We start from the raw sequence: 19,703 nt of genomic DNA, 5'->3' as shown, positions 1-19,703 counted from the left end.
TTTCAGGCTGCGGTAATCAGCCAGCAGTTGTGGATCTGACGGTTACGGGCAAAATCCTGGGAAAGCGTTTTTTGAGTAATTTCTTGTGCTTTCAATCCCAGTGCTGCCAGACCGTCGAGATCCATACGGAATCCACGTTTGTTGTTGGAGAACATGATTGTGCCGTCTTTACGCAGCAGGCGTTTTAGATCTTTCATCAACGCCAGATGATCGCGCTGTACGTCAAACGAGTCTTCCATACGTTTTGAGTTAGAGAACGTCGGCGGATCGATGAAAATCAGATCAAACTGTTCATTGGCTTCGCGCAGCCAGCCCAGGCAATCGGCCTGAATTAAACGGTGCGCGCGGCCACTCAGGCCATTCAGACGCAGGTTACGCTCCGCCCATTCCAGGTAGGTGCGCGACATATCAACCGTCGTGGTGCTACGCGCACCGCCCAATCCTGCATGTACGCTGGCGCTGCCGGTGTAGGAGAACAGGTTAAGGAAATCCTTACCTTTACTCATCTGACCGAGCATGCGGCGTGCAATACGATGATCGAGGAACAAACCGGTATCAAGATAGTCTGTCAGGTTGACCCACAGGCGCGCGTTGTACTCGCTTACCTCAATGAATTCACCCTTCTCATTCATCTTCTGATACTGATTCTTCCCTTTCTGCCGTTCACGGGTTTTCAGCACCAGTTTATTCGGCGCGATTTCCAGGACCGACAGCGTTGCGGCGATAATGTCGAACAGGCGTTGACGTGCTTTTTGTGCATCAACCGTCTTCGGCGGAGCATATTCCTGAACCACAACCCAGTCGCCGTAACGGTCAACTGCAACATTGTATTCCGGCAGGTCAGCGTCATACAGGCGATAGCATTCAATGCCTTCCTGGCGCGCCCATTTTTCCAGCTTCTTGATGTTCTTGCGCAGGCGGTTGGCATAATCTTCCGCGACCGTGGCAGGCTTGCTGTCCGCGGTGGTCTCTGCAACGTGATAGTTCTTCTGTACACAATCCAGCGGGCCGTTTTTCGCTTTGAACTGCTTGTCGGCACGTAATTGCAGGCTGCTGAGCAGATCCGGCGAGGCGCTAAACAACGACAAATTCCAGCCGCCAAACTGGTTTTTCATCGTCCGCCCCAGCAGGCTGTGCAGGGCTATCAGCGCCGGTTCGCTATCCAGACGTTCGCCGTATGGTGGGTTACTGATAACCGTACCATACGGTCCTTTCGGCAGCGGATTGCTCAGTTTGGCAACATCTTTAACGTCAAACGTCATCAGGTCGGCAATACCCGCGCGGCGGGCGTTACTGCGCGCTTTTTCAATTACCCGCGCATCGCTGTCGGAACCATAGAAATGCGAGGAGTAGTCAGCCAGCCCTTTACGCGCACGCACCTGTGCTTCGGCTTTGACTTCTTGCCAGACGACTTCATCGTGCTGCGCCCAACCGCTAAAACCCCAGTACCCACGGTGCAAGCCCGGCGCACGATCGGTTGCCCACATCGCAGCTTCAATCAGCAGCGTGCCGGAGCCGCACATCGGATCGAGCAACGGTGTGCCTGGCTGCCAGCCAGAACGCATAACGATGGCCGCAGCCAGCGTCTCTTTGATCGGCGCCTGGCCAGCGCGATCGCGATAACCACGCTGATGCAAACCGTCACCGCTAAGATCGAGCGCAATGCTGGCGGTATCTTTGTTCAACCAGACGTTGATGCGCAGATCCGGAGATTCACGATCCACATTTGGACGCGGCAGATTTTTACGGGTGAAGGCATCGACAATCGCATCCTTGACCTTCAGCGCGCCGTACTGACTGTTACGAATGGTCTCGTTCAGGCCACTAAAATGGACGGCAAACGTCGCACCAGGATTAAATATCTCTGTCCAGTCGATTGCCTGAACACCGAGGTACAGATCAAGATCGCTGTAGACCTTGCACTCTCCCATCGGCAGGATAATGCGCGAGGCCAGGCGGCTCCACATCAGGCTCTGGTAAACAAGCCGCGTGTCGCCCTTAAAATGGACCCCACCCTGAACGACCTGGCACTCCAGCGCGCCGAGGTTTTCCAGTTCAGTTTTTAACAGCTCTTCCAGCCCGCGGGCCGTACTGGCAAACAGAGAATTCATAATGTCACTTTTACTCCAATAAAATTGCTGCGCATTATAGCTAATATGGGCTGTATGTCATAAAGTTGAAGGCTTATTTTCGCTCGAGGGGCTGTACAGTGGTAACGTTGACCCGACTTTTTATTCATCCGGTTAAATCTATGCGTGGAATTGGGCTCACGCACGCCCTGGCAGACGTCAGCGGCCTCGCCTTTGACCGTATATTTATGATTACCGAAGCCGACGGAACGTTCATTACTGCCCGACAGTTCCCGCAAATGGTCCGCTTTACCCCTTCCCCTTTCCACGATGGACTGCATCTTACGGCGCCAGACGGCAGCAGCGCGCTGGTGCGATTTGCCGATTTCGCCACCCAGGATGCGCCGACAGAAGTGTGGGGAAACCATTTTACCGCGCGTATCGCGCCATCCGCTATCAACCAATGGCTGAGCAGCTTTTTCTCCCGTGACGTGCAGCTGCGCTGGGTTGGCCCACAATTGACGCGTCGGGTGAAGCGCCACGATGATGTTCCTTTATCCTTCGCCGACGGTTATCCCTACCTGCTGACCAATGAAGCGTCGCTGCGCGATCTGCAGCAACGCTGCCCGGCAAGCGTGAAAATGGAACAGTTTCGCCCTAATCTGGTGATTTCAGGGGCTGGCGCCTGGGAAGAAGATACCTGGAAAGTGATTCGCATTGGCGACGTCATTTTTGATGTGGCAAAACCTTGTAGCCGATGCATATTCACCACCGTCAGCCCAGAGAAAGGCCAGAAACATCCGTCTGGCGAGCCGCTCGCCACGCTGCAAACTTTCCGCACGGCCGTGGATAACGGCGATGTTGATTTCGGCCAGAATCTCATCGCGCGCAACAGCGGCGTGATTCGCGTTGGCGATGACGTCGAAATTTTGGCAACCGGCCCCGCCAGAGCATACGGCGCGGCGGAGTCAGATGATACCGCACAGGAACAACAGCCTGATGCCACGGTACTGATTGACTGGCAGGGGCAGACCTTCCGTGGCAATAATCAACAGGTATTGCTTGAACAGTTGGAAAATCAGGGTATCCGGATTCCCTATTCATGTCGGGCAGGGATTTGCGGATGTTGTCGAATTCGACTGGTAGAAGGCGAAGTTAACCCGCTGAAAAAATCAGCGATAGGAGATGACGGGACAATTCTGTGCTGCAGTTGTGTTCCGAAAACGACAATCAGGCTGGAGAGTTAAACCGCCTGCTCAAGGCTGAAACTGTCAACAACGACCTGCGGTTTCAGTCTGTCATTCATTATTTTAATCGCGTCACCAAGCTGCATGGTTCTTCCAGCAATAACCACGCCAGGTTGTGCAAGCAGACAAAGCGCGGCGTTTTCACCCGGCTCGACCACTAACAGGTTTACCTGTTCATCGGTATCGCTTAAATCCACACAGGCGGCATCCCCCACGGTTGGCGACCAGTTAATACCGTGCGCGACAAAGTGCCAGCTTTTTGGCATTTGTGGTTTAAGATAACGAATCGCCACCAGTGCATTGAGCACCAGTTCCGCTTTTTGTTCTTTGGCTAAATCCAGATAGCGACATTTTTCTTCAAAGGAAAAATAAAGCGCGGCGTCATCAACACAAAAACCCGACGGTGAAAATGCATCGGGAGTGAGCATTTTACGAGCAAAACGCGAACGGAATAACATGCCATTGGCTAAATCGAGCATCATACGATCGTGCTCTTCATCATAATACCAGCGCCAGTTATCGTCGGGTTTAATTCGCATCAGTTTCTCTCCTTTCCTTAATCATCGCCATTACGACAGTATCCTTTTGCCGCTTCGCTTATTGCCTTAATAATAAAAGCTCAGAATGTTTAAATAAGCAACAGTAAAGGAATATAAAACAACCAGGGCCAGAAATAAAGCCCTGGATTGTGATTAAGGTAGCATTCAGATATTGGTGACGATTTCTTTTATCAGCGGCGGACCTTTAAAAATAAAGCCCGAATAAATCTGCACCAGTGAAGCACCGGCAGCTATTTTCTCACGTGCGGCGATGACCGAGTCGATACCACCAACTCCGATAATCGGCAGTTGACCTTTTAATTCCTGAGACAACTGGCGAATAATTTCTGTACTTTTTAATTGCAATGGTCGCCCGCTAAGACCACCCATTTGATCGCAATTTTTCATTCCCTGAACGAGAGAGCGATCGAGCGTGGTGTTAGTCGCAATTACGCCATCAATATTATGCCGAACTAAACTGTCAGCAACCTGGATCAGTTCTTCCACAGAAAGATCCGGCGCGATCTTTACCGCCACCGGAACATATTTATGGTGGATCGCTTGCAGATCATTTTGCTTATTTTTAATTGCCGTCAGGAGATCGTCCAGCGCCTCACCGTATTGCAGCGTACGTAATCCCGGTGTATTCGGTGAAGAGATATTAATCGCGATATAACCCGCATAAGCATAGACTTTTTCCATACAAATCAGATAGTCATCTTTGCCATTCTCTACCGGGGTATCTTTATTCTTGCCAATATTAATCCCCAGAATACCGTCAAAATGCGATTTTTTAACGTTCTCAACCAGGTTATCAACACCCAGGTTATTAAACCCCATGCGGTTGATCAAACCTTCTGCATCAACCAGACGGAACAGACGCGGTTTATCGTTACCCGGCTGAGGACGCGGCGTTACGGTACCAATCTCAATGGAACCGAATCCCATCGCGCCGAGCGCATCAATACACTCCCCGTCTTTATCCAGTCCGGCAGCAAGCCCGAGCGGATTTTTAAACGTCAGCCCCATACAGGTAACCGGTTTTGCAGGTACCTTCTGGCGGACAAGCGCTTCAAGCGGCGTGCCGGTAATGCGACGTAATTGCTGGAATGTCAATTCATGAGCGCGCTCTGGATCGAGCTGAAAAAGGGCTTTACGAACGAAGGGGTAGTACATGAACTCTCCTGGATTCCCGGTGTGCAAACCGGGGGCGTATTATGTGCGATCGTGAGCAAAAAGGGAATTGACCTGCGGCAATAAATAGCAATCGTTTTCCTGTCTCACTCATTTTATCCATTTTTCAACTTTTCTATCCCGCATAAATCATTTCGATAAACAGAGCCTCTCTGCCAGACTGCAAAAATTGTTATCAATGTTAAACAAAGGCAAACAATTAGTTATAAGTGGAGATTAAAATTATGCGCGTCATTACTCTGGCGGGAAGCCCACGCTTTCCCTCTCGCTCCAGCGCGTTACTGGAATATGCCCGAGAAAAACTCAATGGTCAGGATGTCGAAGTCTTTCACTGGAACCTGCATAACTTTGCCCCGGAAGACCTCATCTGTGCCCGTTTTGATAGTCCGACGCTGAAGACATTCAGCGAACAATTGCAGGATGCTGACGGGCTGATTGTCGCCACGCCGATCTACAAAGCCGCTTACTCTGGCGTACTGAAAACGCTGCTCGATCTGCTTCCCGAGCGGGCGCTGGAAGGAAAAGTGGTGTTGCCGCTGGCGACCGGCGGCAGCGTGGCGCATTTACTGGCCGTCGATTACGCGCTGAAACCGGTACTAAGTACGTTAAAAGCCCAGGAGATCCTGCACGGCGTATTTGCCGATGATTCACAGGTCATCGATTATCAGCATAAACCGCAGTTTACGCCCAACCTGCAGCAGCGCCTGGACAGTGCGCTCGACACCTTCTGGCTGGCATTGCATCGTCGCGATATCCAACGCCCCCAACTGAACACACTGCGGGGTACTGCCCATGCTTAATTTGCTCAAGCGCCACAGATCATGGCTCGCACTGGCCGGGTTGCTGTCACTGTCAACGCTGGCGTATGCCGCAGAGTCTGCGCCCGATGCCCTGCGTATCGGCTATCAGAAAGGAAGCGTCAGTATGGTGCTGGCAAAAAGCCATCAATTGTTGGAAAAGCGCTATCCACAGACCAAAATCTCGTGGGTTGAGTTCCCAGCCGGGCCGCAAATGCTGGAAGCCTTGAATATCGGCAGTATCGATCTCGGCAGTACGGGTGACATTCCACCAATATTCGCCCAGGCTGCCGGAGCCGATCTGGTGTACGTGGGCGTTGAGCCCCCCAAACCGAAAGCTGAAGTGATTCTGGTGCCAAAAGATAGCCCGATTCAGAACGTCGCGCAGCTTAAAGGACATAAAGTCGCATTCCAGAAAGGGTCAAGCGCCCACAATTTACTGCTCCGAGCGCTGCAACAGGCCGGGCTGAAATTTACCGATATTCAACCGACTTATCTGACCCCCGCCGATGCGCGAGCGGCCTTCCAGCAAGGAAACGTTGAGGCATGGGCTATCTGGGATCCCTACTATTCCGCCGCGTTACTGCAAGGTGATGTGCGCGTGCTCAAAGACGGCTCAGATCTGAAGCAGACCGGTTCGTTTTATCTCGCCGCTCGTCCTTATGCCGAGAAAAATGGCGCTTTTGTTCTTGACGTACTGAATACCTTTAGCCAGGCCGATGCGTTAACCCTCAGCCAGCGCCAGCAAAGCATCACCCTGCTGGCTAAAACCATGGGTCTGCCCGAACCGGTGATTGCGTCCTATCTGGATCACCGCCCGCCAACCACCATTACACCCATCAGCGACTCTGTTGCCGCATTGCAGCAACAAACCGCCAATCTGTTTTATGACAACCGTCTGGTGCCGAAAAAAATCGATATTCGCCAGCGTATCTGGCAACCCACTCAGCAGGCAGGAGAAAAATTATGAGTCTGAACATGTTCTGGTTTTTACCCACCCACGGTGACGGTCATTATCTTGGAACGGAAGAGGGTTCGCGCCCGGTCGATCATGGTTATCTGCAACAAATTGCGCAAACGGCCGATCGTCTGGGATTTACCGGTGTGCTGATCCCCACCGGGCGCTCCTGCGAAGATGCCTGGCTGGTGGCCGCCTCGATGATCCCGGTTACTCAGCGATTAAAATTTCTGGTCGCGCTGCGTCCAAGCGTCACCTCACCGACGGTTGCCGCGCGTCAGGCAGCAACGCTCGACAGGCTTTCTAATGGTCGGGCGCTATTTAACCTGGTGACCGGTAGCGATCCGCAGGAGTTGGCTGGCGACAGCGTGTTCCTCGATCACACCGAGCGCTATGAAGCCTCTGGCGAATTTACTCAGGTCTGGCGACGCTTACTGCAAGGTGAAACCGTGGATTTCAACGGCAAATATATTCATGTCCGCGGGGCAAAACTGTTCTTCCCGCCGATCCAGCAGCCGCATCCTCCACTCTATTTCGGCGGCTCGTCTGATGTCGCACAAGATCTGGCTGCCGAGCAGGTTGATCTCTACCTGACCTGGGGCGAACCGCCTGAACAGGTGAAACAGAAGATTGAACAAGTACGGGCCAAAGCGGCGGCGCTCGGGCGCAAGATCCGCTTTGGTATTCGTCTGCATGTGATCGTACGAGAGACAACACAAGAGGCGTGGCAGGCTGCGGATCGTCTGATAGCCCATCTGGATGACGACACCATCGCCAAAGCCCAGGCCGCCTTCTCAAAAACGGATTCGGTTGGTCAGCAGCGAATGGCTGCACTGCACAACGGTAAGCGCGACAAACTGGAAATTAGCCCGAACCTGTGGGCAGGAGTAGGACTGGTGCGCGGTGGCGCAGGGACCGCCCTGGTTGGAGATGGCCCTACGGTCGCAGCGCGTATTAACGAGTATGCCGCGCTGGGAATCGACAGTTTTGTGCTGTCCGGGTATCCGCATCTGGAAGAGGCGTACAAGGTCGGTGAGCTGCTGTTCCCACATCTGGATGTCGCGATACCAGAAATTCCGCAACCACAGCGCCTGCAACAGCAAGGCGAAGCGGTTGCGAATGAATTCATCCCGCGCAAAGTCGCACAAAGCTAAGGAGCGGCTAATGGCAACGCCGAAAAACAAATGGTTATTGCGCCTCGCGCCCTGGTTTTTACCGCTCGGTCTGGTGGCACTCTGGCAGCTCGCATCATCAATGGGCTGGCTGTCCACCCGCATACTGCCCTCACCGGAGGGCGTGATCGAAGCTTTCTGGACGCTTTCAGCCAGCGGCGAACTTTGGCAGCATCTGGCGATCAGCGCCTGGCGGGCGCTGATCGGATTCTCCATCGGTGGATCAATTGGCCTGACGCTGGGGCTGATAAGCGGCCTTTCGCGTTGGGGAGAACGCCTGCTGGACACGTCGGTGCAGATGCTGCGTAACGTCCCGCATCTGGCGCTGATCCCACTGGTCATTTTATGGTTCGGTATTGATGAGTCCGCCAAGATCTTTCTCGTCGCGCTGGGCACGCTGTTCCCGATTTACATCAACACCTGGCATGGGATCCGTAACATCGATCGCGGGCTGGTAGAGATGGCGCGCAGCTATGGGTTATCCGGCTTTTCACTGTTTATTCATGTGATCCTCCCCGGTGCCCTGCCCTCGATTATGGTCGGCGTACGTTTTGCTCTCGGGTTGATGTGGCTGACGCTCATTGTTGCGGAAACTATTTCGGCTGATGCCGGTATTGGCTACCTGGCAATGAATGCTCGTGAATTTCTGCAAACCGATGTAGTCGTGGTAGCCATTATTCTCTACGCCCTGCTCGGCAAACTTGCCGATGTCAGCGCGCAATTACTGGAACGTATCTGGCTACGCTGGAACCCGGCTTACCATTTAAAGGAAACTAATGTATGAACACCGCTCGCCTGAACCAGGGCACACCGCTTTTGCTGAGCGCCGTGACGAAACAATACGCCGCCAATACGGTGCTCAATCAGTTAGATTTGCATATTCCAGCCGGACAGTTCGTTGCCGTGGTCGGTCGCAGCGGCGGAGGTAAAAGCACGTTACTGCGCCTGCTGGCTGGGTTGGAGTCGCCCACCTCAGGCGCATTACTCGCCGGAACCACACCGCTGGCAGAGATTCAGGATGATACACGAATGATGTTTCAGGATGCGCGTCTGCTACCATGGAAGACGGTTACCGATAACGTCGGTCTGGGTCTGAAAGGTCACTGGCACAATGCAGCGCGAGATGCGCTGGCCGCAGTTGGACTGGAGAGTCGTGCCCAGGAATGGCCTGCGGCCCTTTCTGGTGGACAAAAACAGCGCGTGGCCCTGGCGCGGGCTTTAATTCACCGCCCCGGTCTGCTGCTGTTGGATGAACCCCTCGGCGCGCTGGATGCGTTAACCCGCCTTGAGATGCAGGATCTGATTGTCTCTTTATGGCAGGAACACGGCTTTACCGTATTGTTAGTCACCCATGATGTCAGCGAAGCAGTAGCAATGGCCGATCGCGTATTGCTCATTGAAGACGGAAAAATCGGACTGGATTTAACGGTGGATATTGCGCGACCACGCCGGATTGGTTCAGTGCGTCTGGCAGAACTGGAAGCTGAGGTGTTGAACCGGGTGATGCAACGTGGCGAAAATGAAGTTCAGCTACGCAGGCATGGTTAAAAATGCCGGATGGCGCTACCGCTTATCCGGCCTACACGTGAATGGTAGGCCGGCCCCATCCGGCAATATTATCAGGCTAATGCTTTAGCTATCTTCTCGAACAGATCGCCGGAGAGATTCTCCAGGCCTTTCAACTGTTCCAGCGCCGCACGCATCTTCGCCTGACGTTTTGCATCATAACGTTTTAAACGAATCAGCGGCTCAATCAGACGTGACGCTACCTGCGGGTTACGGCTATTGAGCTCAGTCAGCATGTCGACCAGGAACTGATAGCCGCTGCCATCTTCCGCATGAAATGCCGCCGGGTTGCTACCTGCAAAGGCACCGATCAGCGAACGGATGCGATTCGGGTTGCTCATGCTAAAGGAGCGATGCTTCAACAGGCCGCGTACCGTTTCCAGTACATTATCCGCCGGGCTGGTAGATTGCAGGATAAACCATTTATCCATCACCAGACCGTCATGGTGCCACTTATCGTCATACTCCTGCATCAGCGCGTCACGGCAAGGAAGTTGCGCCGCTACTGCCGCAGACAACGCCGCCAGCGCATCGGTCATATTGTTCGCTTCACGGTACTGCTTGCTGACCAGCGTATCAGCCAGATGGGTTTCGCCAAAGGCCAGGAATCGCAGGCAGGCGTTGCGCAGCGTACGCTTGCCAATATCGGCATGCTCTACGCGGTACTCATCAAGATGATTAGCGTTATAGATGGCGAGGAATTCATCCGCCAGCTCTGCCGCCAGCGTGCGGGTTAAAGCTTCACGTACTTCTGTTATCGCCACCGGATCGATGATGTCGAACAGTTCGGCGATTTCATTTACCGAAGGCAGCGTCAGGATCTCAGCCGCCAGCGCCGGATCGATTTTCTCATCCAGTAAAATCGCGCGGAATGCATCGGCCACGTGTACCGGCAGTGACAGCGGCTGTCCCTGCTGATGACGGGCAACGTTGAGCTTAATATAGGTCGCCAGCAGGCTTTGCGCCGCATCCCAACGAGAAAAATCGTTACGCGCATGACGCATCAGGAAGGTAAGTTGCTGATCGCTCCATTTATATTCCAGTTTCACCGGCGCGGAGAATTCGCACAGCAGCGCGGGTACCGGCTGGAAGTAGACGTTATCAAAGACAAACGTCTGCTCTGCCTGGGTAACGTTGAGTACTGAATTCACCGAGTGCCCGCCTTTTTGTAACGGGATCACTTTCCCTTCGTTGTCATACAACTCGAGGGCGAAAGGAATATGCAGCGGTTGTTTTTCTGCCTGATCCGGCGTGACCGGCGTGCGCTGGCTGATAGTCAGCGTGTACTCTTCCGTTGATGGGTTATAGTCATCACGCACGGTCAAAATCGGCGTACCGGACTGACTGTACCAGCGGCGGAAATGCGAGAGATCGACGTTGGACGCATCCTCCATCGCCTGCACAAAATCATCACAGGTTGCAGCGCTGCCATCATGACGCTCAAAGTACAGCTGCATCCCTTTCTGGAAGTTAGCCTCACCCAACAGGGTGTGGATCATACGAATGACTTCTGCCCCCTTCTCATACACGGTCAGGGTATAGAAATTGTTCATTTCGATAACCATATCCGGGCGGATAGGATGCGCCATCGGGCTGGCGTCCTCAGCAAACTGCAGACCGCGCATGGTACGCACATTGCTGATACGGTTTACCGCACGTGAGCCAAGATCGGAACTGAATTCCTGATCGCGAAACACGGTTAACCCCTCTTTCAGGCTCAACTGGAACCAGTCGCGACAGGTCACGCGGTTGCCAGTCCAGTTATGGAAATATTCGTGCCCAATGACGCGCTCAATATCGAGGTAGTCTTTGTCAGTAGCGGTATCGGTACGTGCCAGCACGTATTTGGAGTTAAAGATGTTCAGTCCTTTATTCTCCATCGCGCCCATGTTGAAGAAATCCACGGCGACAATCATATAGATGTCGAGGTCATATTCGAGGCCAAAACGCTCTTCATCCCATTTCATGGAGTTTTTCAGCGAGGTCATCGCCCACGGCGCGCGGTCCAGGTTGCCGCGATCGACGTACAGTTCCAGTGCCACTTCACGCCCGGAGCGGGTGGTAAAAGTGTCACGCAGCACGTCGAAATCACCCGCTACCAGCGCAAACAGATAGCACGGTTTAGGGAAGGGATCCTGCCACTGAACCCAATGGCGACCGTTTTCCAGTTCGCCCTGCGCCACGCGGTTGCCGTTGGAAAGCAGGAACGGATATTGGGTTTTATCAGCGATAATTTTGGTAGTAAAGCGCGCCAGCACGTCCGGGCGATCAAGATACCAGGTAATATGGCGGAAACCTTCTGCTTCGCACTGGGTACACAGCGCATCTCCTGACTTGTAAAGCCCTTCCAGCGCGGTATTCGCCGCTGGGCTAATTTCATTCACGATACGCAGCGTAAAACGTTCCGGCAGTTGATTGATGACCAGAGCGCCCTCTTCTTCTTTATATGCTTGCCACGGTTCATCATTCACGTGGATTGACACCAGGGTCAAATCTTCGCCATTCAGGTGCAGGGGCGCGTCGGACGCGCCATGACGGACAGCCTGGCTCACTGCGGTGACCACGGTTTTTTCAGCATCCAGGTCAAAGGTCAAGTCAATATCAGTAATCTGGTAATCCGGAGCACGATAATCGTGGCGGTATTTGGCTTGTGGCTGTTGTGTCATAAAAAAACCTTTAGCATCTTTGGTAGAGTCTCGGCTTCAGTCTATTCCTGTTGCGTAAATCGCGCTACGCAGAATGTTCATCTTTTCAGGCACAAACGCCCTTTTTGCTACATTTTTATAACACGCGGCACGAATTGCCCTCGACCAGAAAGACAGCTTATGGTGTGATCGGGGTTCAATAAATCGCTAAACAGGGTATACTCCAGCGGTTTTCTTAGTTGTTTATTGTACTAAACGCTCCCGTGAGAGGATGCTACTGCGCACCTATGACACAATTCGCTTCTCCTGTTCTGCACTCGCTGCTGGATACAGACGCTTATAAGTTGCATATGCAGCAAGCCGTTTTTCACCACTACTATGATGTACAAGTAGCGGCTGAATTTCGTTGCCGTGGCGATGACCTGCTCGGTATTTATGCCGATTCTATTCGTGAGCAGGTGAATGCTATGCAGCACCTGCGACTGCAGGAGGACGAGTACCAGTGGCTCTCCGGCCTGCCTTTCTTCAAAGCTGATTACCTTACCTGGTTACGTGATTTCCGCTATAACCCGGAACAGGTTTGCGTCACCAATGATAACGGTAAGTTGAACATTCGCTTAACTGGTCCATGGCGCGAAGTGATCATGTGGGAAGTTCCGCTGTTGGCGGTAATAAGCGAGCTGGTACACCATTACCGTTCGCCTGAATCAGGCGTCCCACAGGCACTCGATGAGTTGGAAAGTAAACTAGTAGAATTCTCTGCTTTAACAAAAGATGTCGATATGTCCCGCTTCCATCTGATGGATTTCGGCACGCGTCGTCGTTTTTCACGTGAAGTCCAGCAGGCTATTGTTAAACGCCTGCAGCAAGAGTCCTGGTTTGTCGGTACCAGCAACTACGATCTCGCCCGCCGCCTGTCATTAACACCAATGGGTACGCAGGCGCATGAGTGGTTCCAGGCTCATCAGCAAATCAGCCCCGAGCTTGCCACCAGCCAGCGCGTTGCTCTGGCCGCCTGGTTAAATGAATACCCTGACCAACTCGGCATCGCGCTGACAGATTGCATCACCATGGATGCGTTTCTACGCGACTTTGGCGTCGAGTTTGCGACCCGCTACCAGGGTTTACGCCATGACTCAGGCGATCCGGTGGAATGGGGTGAAAAAGCCATCGCCCATTATGAAAAACTGGGCATTGACCCGCTGAGCAAAACGCTGGTGTTTTCAGATAACCTCGATCTGAAAAAAGCGATTGAGCTCTACCGCCACTTCTCTTCTCGTGTGCAGTTGAGTTTTGGCATTGGGACACGACTAACCTGTGATATTCCCCAGGTTAAGCCGCTCAATATAGTCATCAAGCTGGTGGAATGTAACGGCAAACCAGTGGCGAAGTTATCTGACAGCCCGGGTAAAACCATCTGCCACGATAAAGCGTTTGTTCGTGCGCTGCGCAAAGCCTTCGATCTCCCGCATATTAAAAAAGCCAGTTAAACCTTCCAGGGAGCCATTTGGGCTCCCTAATTCGCATTTATTTCCGAAATCTTTCACTCCAGCTACTAATTCTGCTTGTCTGATTGCAGATGCCAGGTAACATAGGTATCCCCCCATTACGGGTGGACATGTGTTTATATATCCGACTATTAACAGAGAGAATATTATGAGCGTTGTGCCTGTAGCCGACGTACTCCAGGGCCGCGTAGCCGTTGACAGCGAAGTCACCGTGCGCGGATGGGTGCGTACCCGCCGAGATTCAAAAGCTGGCATCTCCTTCCTCGCCGTTTATGACGGTTCCTGCTTTGATCCTGTACAGGCCGTCATCAATAATTCTCTGCCCAATTACAATCAGGACGTACTGCGCCTGACGACAGGTTGTTCAGTTATTGTAACGGGTAAAGTCGTTGCATCCCCTGGGCAAGGACAGAGCTTTGAAATTCAGGCCACTGAGGTTGAAGTCGCGGGCTGGGTTGAAGATCCTGATACCTACCCAATGGCGGCTAAGCGTCATAGCATTGAATATCTGCGTGAAGTGGCGCACATGCGTCCGCGTACCAATATGATTGGTGCGGTAGCGCGCGTACGTCATACGCTGGCGCAAGCGCTGCATCGCTTCTTCCACGAGCAGGGTTTCTTCTGGGTATCGACTCCGCTGATCACCGCTTCCGATACGGAAGGTGCGGGTGAAATGTTCCGTGTTTCTACGCTGGATCTGGAAAACCTGCCGCGTAACGATCAGGGTAAAGTCGATTTCGATAAAGACTTCTTTGGTAAGGAAGCGTTCCTGACCGTTTCCGGTCAGTTAAACGGCGAAACTTACGCCTGCGCCCTGTCCAAAATTTATACCTTTGGTCCGACTTTCCGTGCGGAAAACTCTAACACCAGTCGTCACCTGGCAGAGTTCTGGATGCTGGAACCCGAAGTGGCGTTCGCCGACCTGAACGATGTTGCAGGTCTGGCTGAAGCGATGCTGAAATACGCGTTCAAAGCCGTATTGGCAGAGCGTGCGGATGATATGAAATTCTTCGCTGAACGTGTCGACAAAGATGCGATTTCGCGCCTGGAACGTTTTATTGACGCTGACTTCGCACAAGTGGACTATACCGACGCGGTGAGCATTCTGGAAAAATGCGGCAAAAAGTTCGAAAACCCGGTTTACTGGGGTGTGGATCTCTCTTCCGAGCATGAGCGTTATCTTGCTGAAGAGCACTTTAAAGCGCCGGTCGTAGTTAAAAACTACCCGAAAGATATCAAAGCGTTTTATATGCGCCTTAATGAAGATGGTAAAACCGTTGCGGCAATGGACGTTCTGGCCCCGGGAATCGGTGAAATCATCGGTGGTTCTCAGCGTGAAGAACGTCTGGACGTACTGGATGCCCGCATGCTGGAAATGGGTCTGAATAAAGAAGATTACTGGTGGTATCGCGACCTGCGTCGCTACGGTACCGTTCCGCATTCCGGCTTCGGTTTGGGCTTTGAGCGTTTAATCGCTTACGTTACTGGCGTACAAAACGTCCGTGACGTTATCCCATTCCCGCGTACACCGCGTAACGCCACTTTCTAAACCTGAATGTTTGATTCAAAGGCCAGCACTGCTGGCCTTTTTTGTACCCGTTTCCCCACGATGGGACTCTTCACTTAAAACACAACTTTCCCTTTTCCTGTTACTTATTATTTCACCGCAACACATTCGCACAAAAAAAAATCAGCACTTTTATTGTGGATTAGCATTTTCTGATTAAATAGTACACTTTATGACCACGCGCACAGCATTCCAGACGTCCAAAAATAGCCATCTGGAAAACCGGATCTTTGCGATGCAACACAGCAAAAAATGCCTTATCAAAATTAAACATAAGAAAATCATATAAATAGAATTAAAAGCGGTGAATTTTAGTGCAGAGACATCTGAAGTTTGACGTTGTTCACAAAGTTGCACAAAAACAACATTTTGTTACACATTTTTTCTTTCTGAAACCAAATCTTTATATTTGTAGCACTTTGACGGTAGCGAAACGATAGTTTGAATGGAAAGATGCCTGTCAGACACATAAAGACACCAAACTCTCATCAATAGTTCCGTAAATTTTAATTGACGGAATTTATTGGCGGCAGTGGCAGGTGTCATATAAAAACCAATGAGGGTAATAAATAATGATGAAGCGCAATATTCTGGCAGTGGTTATCCCTGCTCTGCTGGTAGCCGGGGCAGCTAACGCTGCAGAAGTTTACAACAAAGATGGTAACAAGCTGGATATCTACGGTAAAACCGTTGGTCTGCATTATTTTTCTGACAGCGCTGCTGACGATGGCGATCAGACTTATGCTCGTCTTGGTTTCAAAGGGGAAACTCAGATTAACTCCGAGCTGTCCGGTTACGGTCAGTGGGAATACAACTTTGCCGGTAACAACTCTGAAGGCGGTAGTGACGCTCAGAACGGCAACAAAACCCGTCTGGCATTCGCTGGTCTGAAATACGCAGACCTGGGTTCTTTCGACTACGGTCGTAACTACGGTATCGTTTACGATGCTCTGGGTTACACCGATATGCTGCCAGAATTTGGTGGTGATACCGCATACAGCGACAACTTCTTCGTTGGTCGTGTTGGTGGTGTTGCAACCTACCGTAACTCCAACTTCTTCGGTCTGGTTGACGGTCTGAACTTCGGTATCCAGTATTTGGGTAAAAACGAACGTGATGGCAATACCGGTCGCTCTAACGGCGACGGCGTTGGCGGTTCTGTAAGCTACGAAATGGATGGTTTCGGTATCGTGGGTGCTTACGGCGCAGCTGACCGCACCAACGCGCAGGAAAACTCTTTCTACGGCAATGGCGGTAAAAAAGCTGAGCAGTGGGCGACCGGCGTGAAATACGATGCTAACAACATCTACCTGGCAGCTAACTACGGTGAAACCCGTAACGCGACCCGCATCTCAGGTGCTGGTAACAGCGGTTTTGCGAACAAAACTGAAGACGTATTCGTCGTTGCTCAGTACCAGTTCGATTTCGGCCTGCGTCCGTCCCTCTCCTACAACAAGTCTAAAGCGAAAGACGTAGAAGGTATCGGTGATGTGGATCTGGTCGATTACTTCGAAGTAGGTGCGACCTACTACTTCAACAAAAACATGTCCACCTATGTTGACTACAAGATTAACCAAATCGATTCTGACAACAAACTGGGCGTGAACTCTGACGACATCGTTGCAGTTGGTATCGTTTACCAGTTCTAATAGCAGACCTCTTTGTTAAATGCCTTAAAAACAGGACTTCGGTCCTGTTTTTTTATATCTGCCAGCGGATTCTTGCGTCTTAAAAAAACACCTCAGCTTTTCGCCAGTAACGGTTGGCATTTTGTAAATCTACCGTTAACCTGATAGCGGACTTCCCTTCTGTAATCACTATGGAACCTCGTCATGTTTGAGAACATTACCGCTGCTCCTGCCGACCCCATTTTGGGTCTGGCTGATTTGTTTCGTGCCGATGATCGCCCTGGAAAAATAAACCTCGGGATCGGTGTATATAAAGATGAGACAGGCAAAACGCCAGTACTGACCAGCGTTAAAAAAGCCGAGCAATATATACTGGAAAATGAAACCACCAAAAATTACCTTGGCATTGACGGTATTCCAGAGTTTGGTCGTTGCACTCAGGAATTACTGTTTGGTAAAACGAGTTCGCTTATCATTGATAAGCGCGCACGTACAGCACAGACTCCTGGCGGCACTGGCGCACTGCGAGTGGCAGCTGATTTCCTCGCAAAAAATACGTCGACTAAACGCGTATGGGTGAGCAATCCAAGCTGGCCGAACCATAAGAGCGTCTTTAACTCTGCCGGTCTGGAAGTTCGTGAATACAACTATTATGATGCAGCGAACCACTCATTAGACTTTGATGCGCTGCTGGCAAGCCTCAGCGAAGCGCAGGCTGGCGATGTAGTACTGTTCCACGGCTGCTGCCATAACCCAACCGGTATCGATCCTACGCTTGAACAGTGGCAAACGTTGGCTCAGCTTTCTGTCGAAAAAGGATGGTTGCCGCTGTTTGACTTCGCATACCAGGGCTTTGCCCGCGGTCTGGAAGAAGATGCCGAAGGTCTGCGCGCGTTCGCCGCGCTGCACAAAGAGCTGATTGTCGCCAGTTCCTACTCCAAGAACTTTGGTCTTTACAATGAGCGCGTAGGCGCCTGTACGCTGGTTGCAGCTGATGCTGAAACCGTCGACCGTGCGTTTAGTCAGATGAAATCCGCCATTCGCGCTAACTATTCCAACCCGCCAGCCCACGGAGCATCCGTAGTTGCCACGATTCTGAGCAACGACGCGTTGCGGGCTATCTGGGAACAGGAACTGACTGATATGCGCCAACGCATTCAGCGCATGCGTTTACTGTTCGTGAATACGCTGCAGGAAAAAGGTGCGAACAGCGACTTCAGCTTTATCATCAAACAGAACGGCATGTTCTCTTTCAGCGGCCTGACAAAAGAACAGGTTCTGCGTCTGCGTGAAGAGTTTGGTGTCTATGCCGTCGCTTCCGGGCGTGTAAACGTCGCAGGAATGACGCCAGATAACATGGCACCGCTGTGCGAAGCGATTGTCGCAGTACTGTAATTTATCGCGCATAAAAAAGGCCGCAATCGCGGCCTTTTTATTTATCTGCGGTGTTACCAGACGGGCATTTCATCCTGCAGGAACGGGTTATGTAGCCGTTCGTTACCCAGTGTAGAAAGTGGGCCGTGACCCGGAATAAACGTCACGTCATCACCCAATGGTAAAAGTTTACGTTTAATCGAATCAATCAATTGGTTGTGATCTCCGCGTGGAAAATCGCTGCGCCCTACGCCGCCTTTAAAAATCACATCACCAGAAATCAGTAACTTTGATTGCTCATCAAAGAAAACCACATGTCCCGGCGTGTGGCCCGGGCAATGCAGCACCTGTAACGTCACGTTACCAACGCTTACTCTGTCGCCTTCATTCAGCCAGCGATCGGGCGTCAGCGGCTCACAATCGCCCAGGCCAAACATGCGGCTCTGAGCTGGGAGTCCCTGTAACCAGAACTCATCTTCTTTTTCCGGACCAATAACCGGAACACCATAATGCTGTGCCAGTTCAGCCGCTGCCCCTACATGGTCAAGATGACCGTGGGTAAGCAGAATCTGCATAAGCGTCAGACCGCTGGCATCCACTTCCTGTTTGATTTTCTCGGCATCACCGCCGGGATCGACAAGCGCGGCCAGACGAGTCTGCTCACACCAGATTAACGAGCAGTTCTGGGCGAATGCAGTGACCGGAATAATACGATAGTTCATACAGCTCCTGTTTCATTAAGCTTATGGATCACCAGTGCCGGGCAGGCCCGGTGTCGATATGCACAAAGTTACTGCTGGGGTAGTATCCTACACCACCTGCGCGCATAGATAACGCAGCTTTGCGAATATTGCTTAATGCGATGCCTTCAATATGGAAATCCATGGCCTGGCCTTTGGTGTGGTAGCTTTTCTTTGCCACACCCCGGCTGCGTGCACGGAGTTCGTTATTGGTATCGATAGAGCGATAGCCTGAGATTAGCTGTACGGGTTTACGCGTGCCCAGCAGGCCCTGCAGACGGAAGAGTTGATCAAACAATCCCGGGTCAATGGATTTCACTTTATTGGCCCGAAAATCACGGAAAAAGTGGTTAAGTTTTGCTAATTCGTCCTGAATATAGCCCCTGCCATCAAAAAACTCTGCTTTTATTGACTCACCGGTATGCAGGTTATTCAGAGTCAATATACGCGGACGTGGGGTGGAAAGAGTGGCAAACGCGGGCGTAGGCAGGATGGCAGCGCCGAGGGCAATACCACCAAGCGCCAGCAGTTTGCGGCGATTAGCGTCAAATTTGTCCATGGTATTAAGGTCTACAAGGTCAATGTTATCGTATGTATGCTCTAGCGCACGCGAGAAACCTTATCTGGCTAAGTAGTCCACGTCAAGGCTCCCAACCCCAGGAAACACGGGGCTTACAGCCATTCCGCCCCGTTTCCCGC

16 protein-coding genes are annotated in these 19,703 nt (G+C 51.9%); 10 read left to right on the top strand and 6 right to left on the bottom strand.

The genetic code is table 11. The features are described from left to right. Positions 1 to 2: 2 nt before the first annotated feature. Positions 3 to 2,111 carry a bifunctional 23S rRNA (guanine(2069)-N(7))-methyltransferase RlmK/23S rRNA (guanine(2445)-N(2))-methyltransferase RlmL gene (gene rlmKL, locus On2M_RS12445; RefSeq protein WP_210904902.1) on the bottom strand — a complete coding sequence of 703 codons (2,109 nt, stop codon included), beginning with the start codon at positions 2,109 to 2,111 and terminating at the stop codon, positions 3 to 5. A gap of 98 nt (positions 2,112 to 2,209) precedes the next feature. Here rlmKL and On2M_RS12440 point away from each other — a divergent pair, with 98 nt between their 5' ends. After that, complete coding sequence (locus On2M_RS12440) at positions 2,210 to 3,316, top strand: YcbX family protein (RefSeq protein WP_151217941.1); 1,107 nt, start codon at positions 2,210 to 2,212, stop codon at positions 3,314 to 3,316. Here On2M_RS12440 and zapC read toward each other — a convergent pair. Together zapC and pyrD are read right to left on the bottom strand one after the other, a co-directional pair. Continuing rightward, positions 3,313 to 3,855: a cell division protein ZapC gene (gene zapC, locus On2M_RS12435; RefSeq protein ID WP_151217940.1), complete on the bottom strand. Its 543-nt coding sequence runs from the start codon at positions 3,853 to 3,855 to the stop codon at positions 3,313 to 3,315. The two genes, On2M_RS12440 and zapC, sit on opposite strands and share 4 nt — an antisense overlap. A gap of 165 nt (positions 3,856 to 4,020) precedes the next feature. Beyond that, complete coding sequence (gene pyrD / locus On2M_RS12430; RefSeq protein ID WP_016152472.1) at positions 4,021 to 5,031, bottom strand: quinone-dependent dihydroorotate dehydrogenase; 1,011 nt, start codon at positions 5,029 to 5,031, stop codon at positions 4,021 to 4,023. 242 nt (positions 5,032 to 5,273) lie between these two features. On the opposite strand from pyrD, the gene ssuE reads away from it, so the two are divergent. The 5 genes from ssuE to ssuB are packed head-to-tail and all read left to right on the top strand — an operon-like array spanning position 5,274 to position 9,524. Continuing rightward, positions 5,274 to 5,849, top strand: coding sequence for an NADPH-dependent FMN reductase (gene ssuE, locus On2M_RS12425; RefSeq protein ID WP_151225150.1), 576 nt, complete (start codon positions 5,274 to 5,276; stop codon positions 5,847 to 5,849). After that, complete coding sequence (locus tag On2M_RS12420) at positions 5,842 to 6,816, top strand: sulfonate ABC transporter substrate-binding protein (RefSeq protein WP_210904901.1); 975 nt, start codon at positions 5,842 to 5,844, stop codon at positions 6,814 to 6,816. The genes ssuE and On2M_RS12420 overlap by 8 nt, the downstream gene beginning before the upstream one ends. Further along, entirely contained in the window at positions 6,813 to 7,958 is a 1,146-nt protein-coding gene (gene ssuD / locus On2M_RS12415) for an FMNH2-dependent alkanesulfonate monooxygenase (protein ID WP_210904900.1), read from the top strand. The genes On2M_RS12420 and ssuD overlap by 4 nt, the downstream gene beginning before the upstream one ends. 10 nt (positions 7,959 to 7,968) lie before the next feature. Then, on the top strand, positions 7,969 to 8,760 hold the full coding sequence (gene ssuC, locus On2M_RS12410; protein ID WP_210904899.1) for an aliphatic sulfonate ABC transporter permease SsuC: 792 nt from the start codon (positions 7,969 to 7,971) through the stop codon (positions 8,758 to 8,760). Further along, positions 8,757 to 9,524, top strand: coding sequence for an aliphatic sulfonates ABC transporter ATP-binding protein (gene ssuB / locus On2M_RS12405; protein ID WP_210904898.1), 768 nt, complete (start codon positions 8,757 to 8,759; stop codon positions 9,522 to 9,524). The genes ssuC and ssuB overlap by 4 nt, the downstream gene beginning before the upstream one ends. A 71-nt stretch (positions 9,525 to 9,595) precedes the next feature. On the opposite strand, the gene pepN is transcribed toward ssuB, so the two are convergent. Next, positions 9,596 to 12,208 carry an aminopeptidase N gene (gene pepN / locus On2M_RS12400; protein WP_210904897.1) on the bottom strand — a complete coding sequence of 871 codons (2,613 nt, stop codon included), beginning with the start codon at positions 12,206 to 12,208 and terminating at the stop codon, positions 9,596 to 9,598. Positions 12,209 to 12,474: 266 nt separating this feature from the next. Between pepN and pncB the strand changes: the two genes are divergently transcribed. The 4 genes from pncB to aspC all read left to right on the top strand — a co-directional run bounded on the left by pncB (position 12,475) and on the right by aspC (position 18,285). Beyond that, positions 12,475 to 13,677 carry a nicotinate phosphoribosyltransferase gene (gene pncB / locus On2M_RS12395; RefSeq protein WP_151217933.1) on the top strand — a complete coding sequence of 401 codons (1,203 nt, stop codon included), beginning with the start codon at positions 12,475 to 12,477 and terminating at the stop codon, positions 13,675 to 13,677. A gap of 166 nt (positions 13,678 to 13,843) precedes the next feature. Then, positions 13,844 to 15,244 carry an asparagine--tRNA ligase gene (gene asnS, locus On2M_RS12390; RefSeq protein WP_151217932.1) on the top strand — a complete coding sequence of 467 codons (1,401 nt, stop codon included), beginning with the start codon at positions 13,844 to 13,846 and terminating at the stop codon, positions 15,242 to 15,244. 590 nt (positions 15,245 to 15,834) lie between these two features. Then, positions 15,835 to 16,911 carry a porin OmpF gene (gene ompF, locus On2M_RS12385; RefSeq protein ID WP_016149871.1) on the top strand — a complete coding sequence of 359 codons (1,077 nt, stop codon included), beginning with the start codon at positions 15,835 to 15,837 and terminating at the stop codon, positions 16,909 to 16,911. A gap of 183 nt (positions 16,912 to 17,094) precedes the next feature. Then, a complete protein-coding gene (gene aspC / locus On2M_RS12380) occupies positions 17,095 to 18,285 on the top strand; it encodes an aspartate transaminase (RefSeq protein ID WP_151217931.1) in 1,191 nt (396 codons plus the stop codon). Between the two features lie 53 nt (positions 18,286 to 18,338). Here aspC and On2M_RS12375 read toward each other — a convergent pair whose 3' ends face one another. Next, the gene (locus On2M_RS12375) at positions 18,339 to 18,986 is read right to left on the bottom strand and encodes an MBL fold metallo-hydrolase (protein ID WP_065944967.1); all 648 of its coding nucleotides are present in this window, start codon (positions 18,984 to 18,986) and stop codon (positions 18,339 to 18,341) included. 28 nt (positions 18,987 to 19,014) lie between these two features. Further along, positions 19,015 to 19,563: a YcbK family protein gene (locus On2M_RS12370; protein ID WP_003831948.1), complete on the bottom strand. Its 549-nt coding sequence runs from the start codon at positions 19,561 to 19,563 to the stop codon at positions 19,015 to 19,017. Between the last annotated feature and the right edge of the window lie 140 nt (positions 19,564 to 19,703).

The organism is Citrobacter sp. On2M (assembly GCF_018035235.1).
Lineage (GTDB): Bacteria > Pseudomonadota > Gammaproteobacteria > Enterobacterales > Enterobacteriaceae > Citrobacter > Citrobacter meridianamericanus.
The sequence above is the reverse complement of the archived record's forward strand: the minus strand, read 5'-3'. Positions and strand labels throughout refer to the sequence as shown.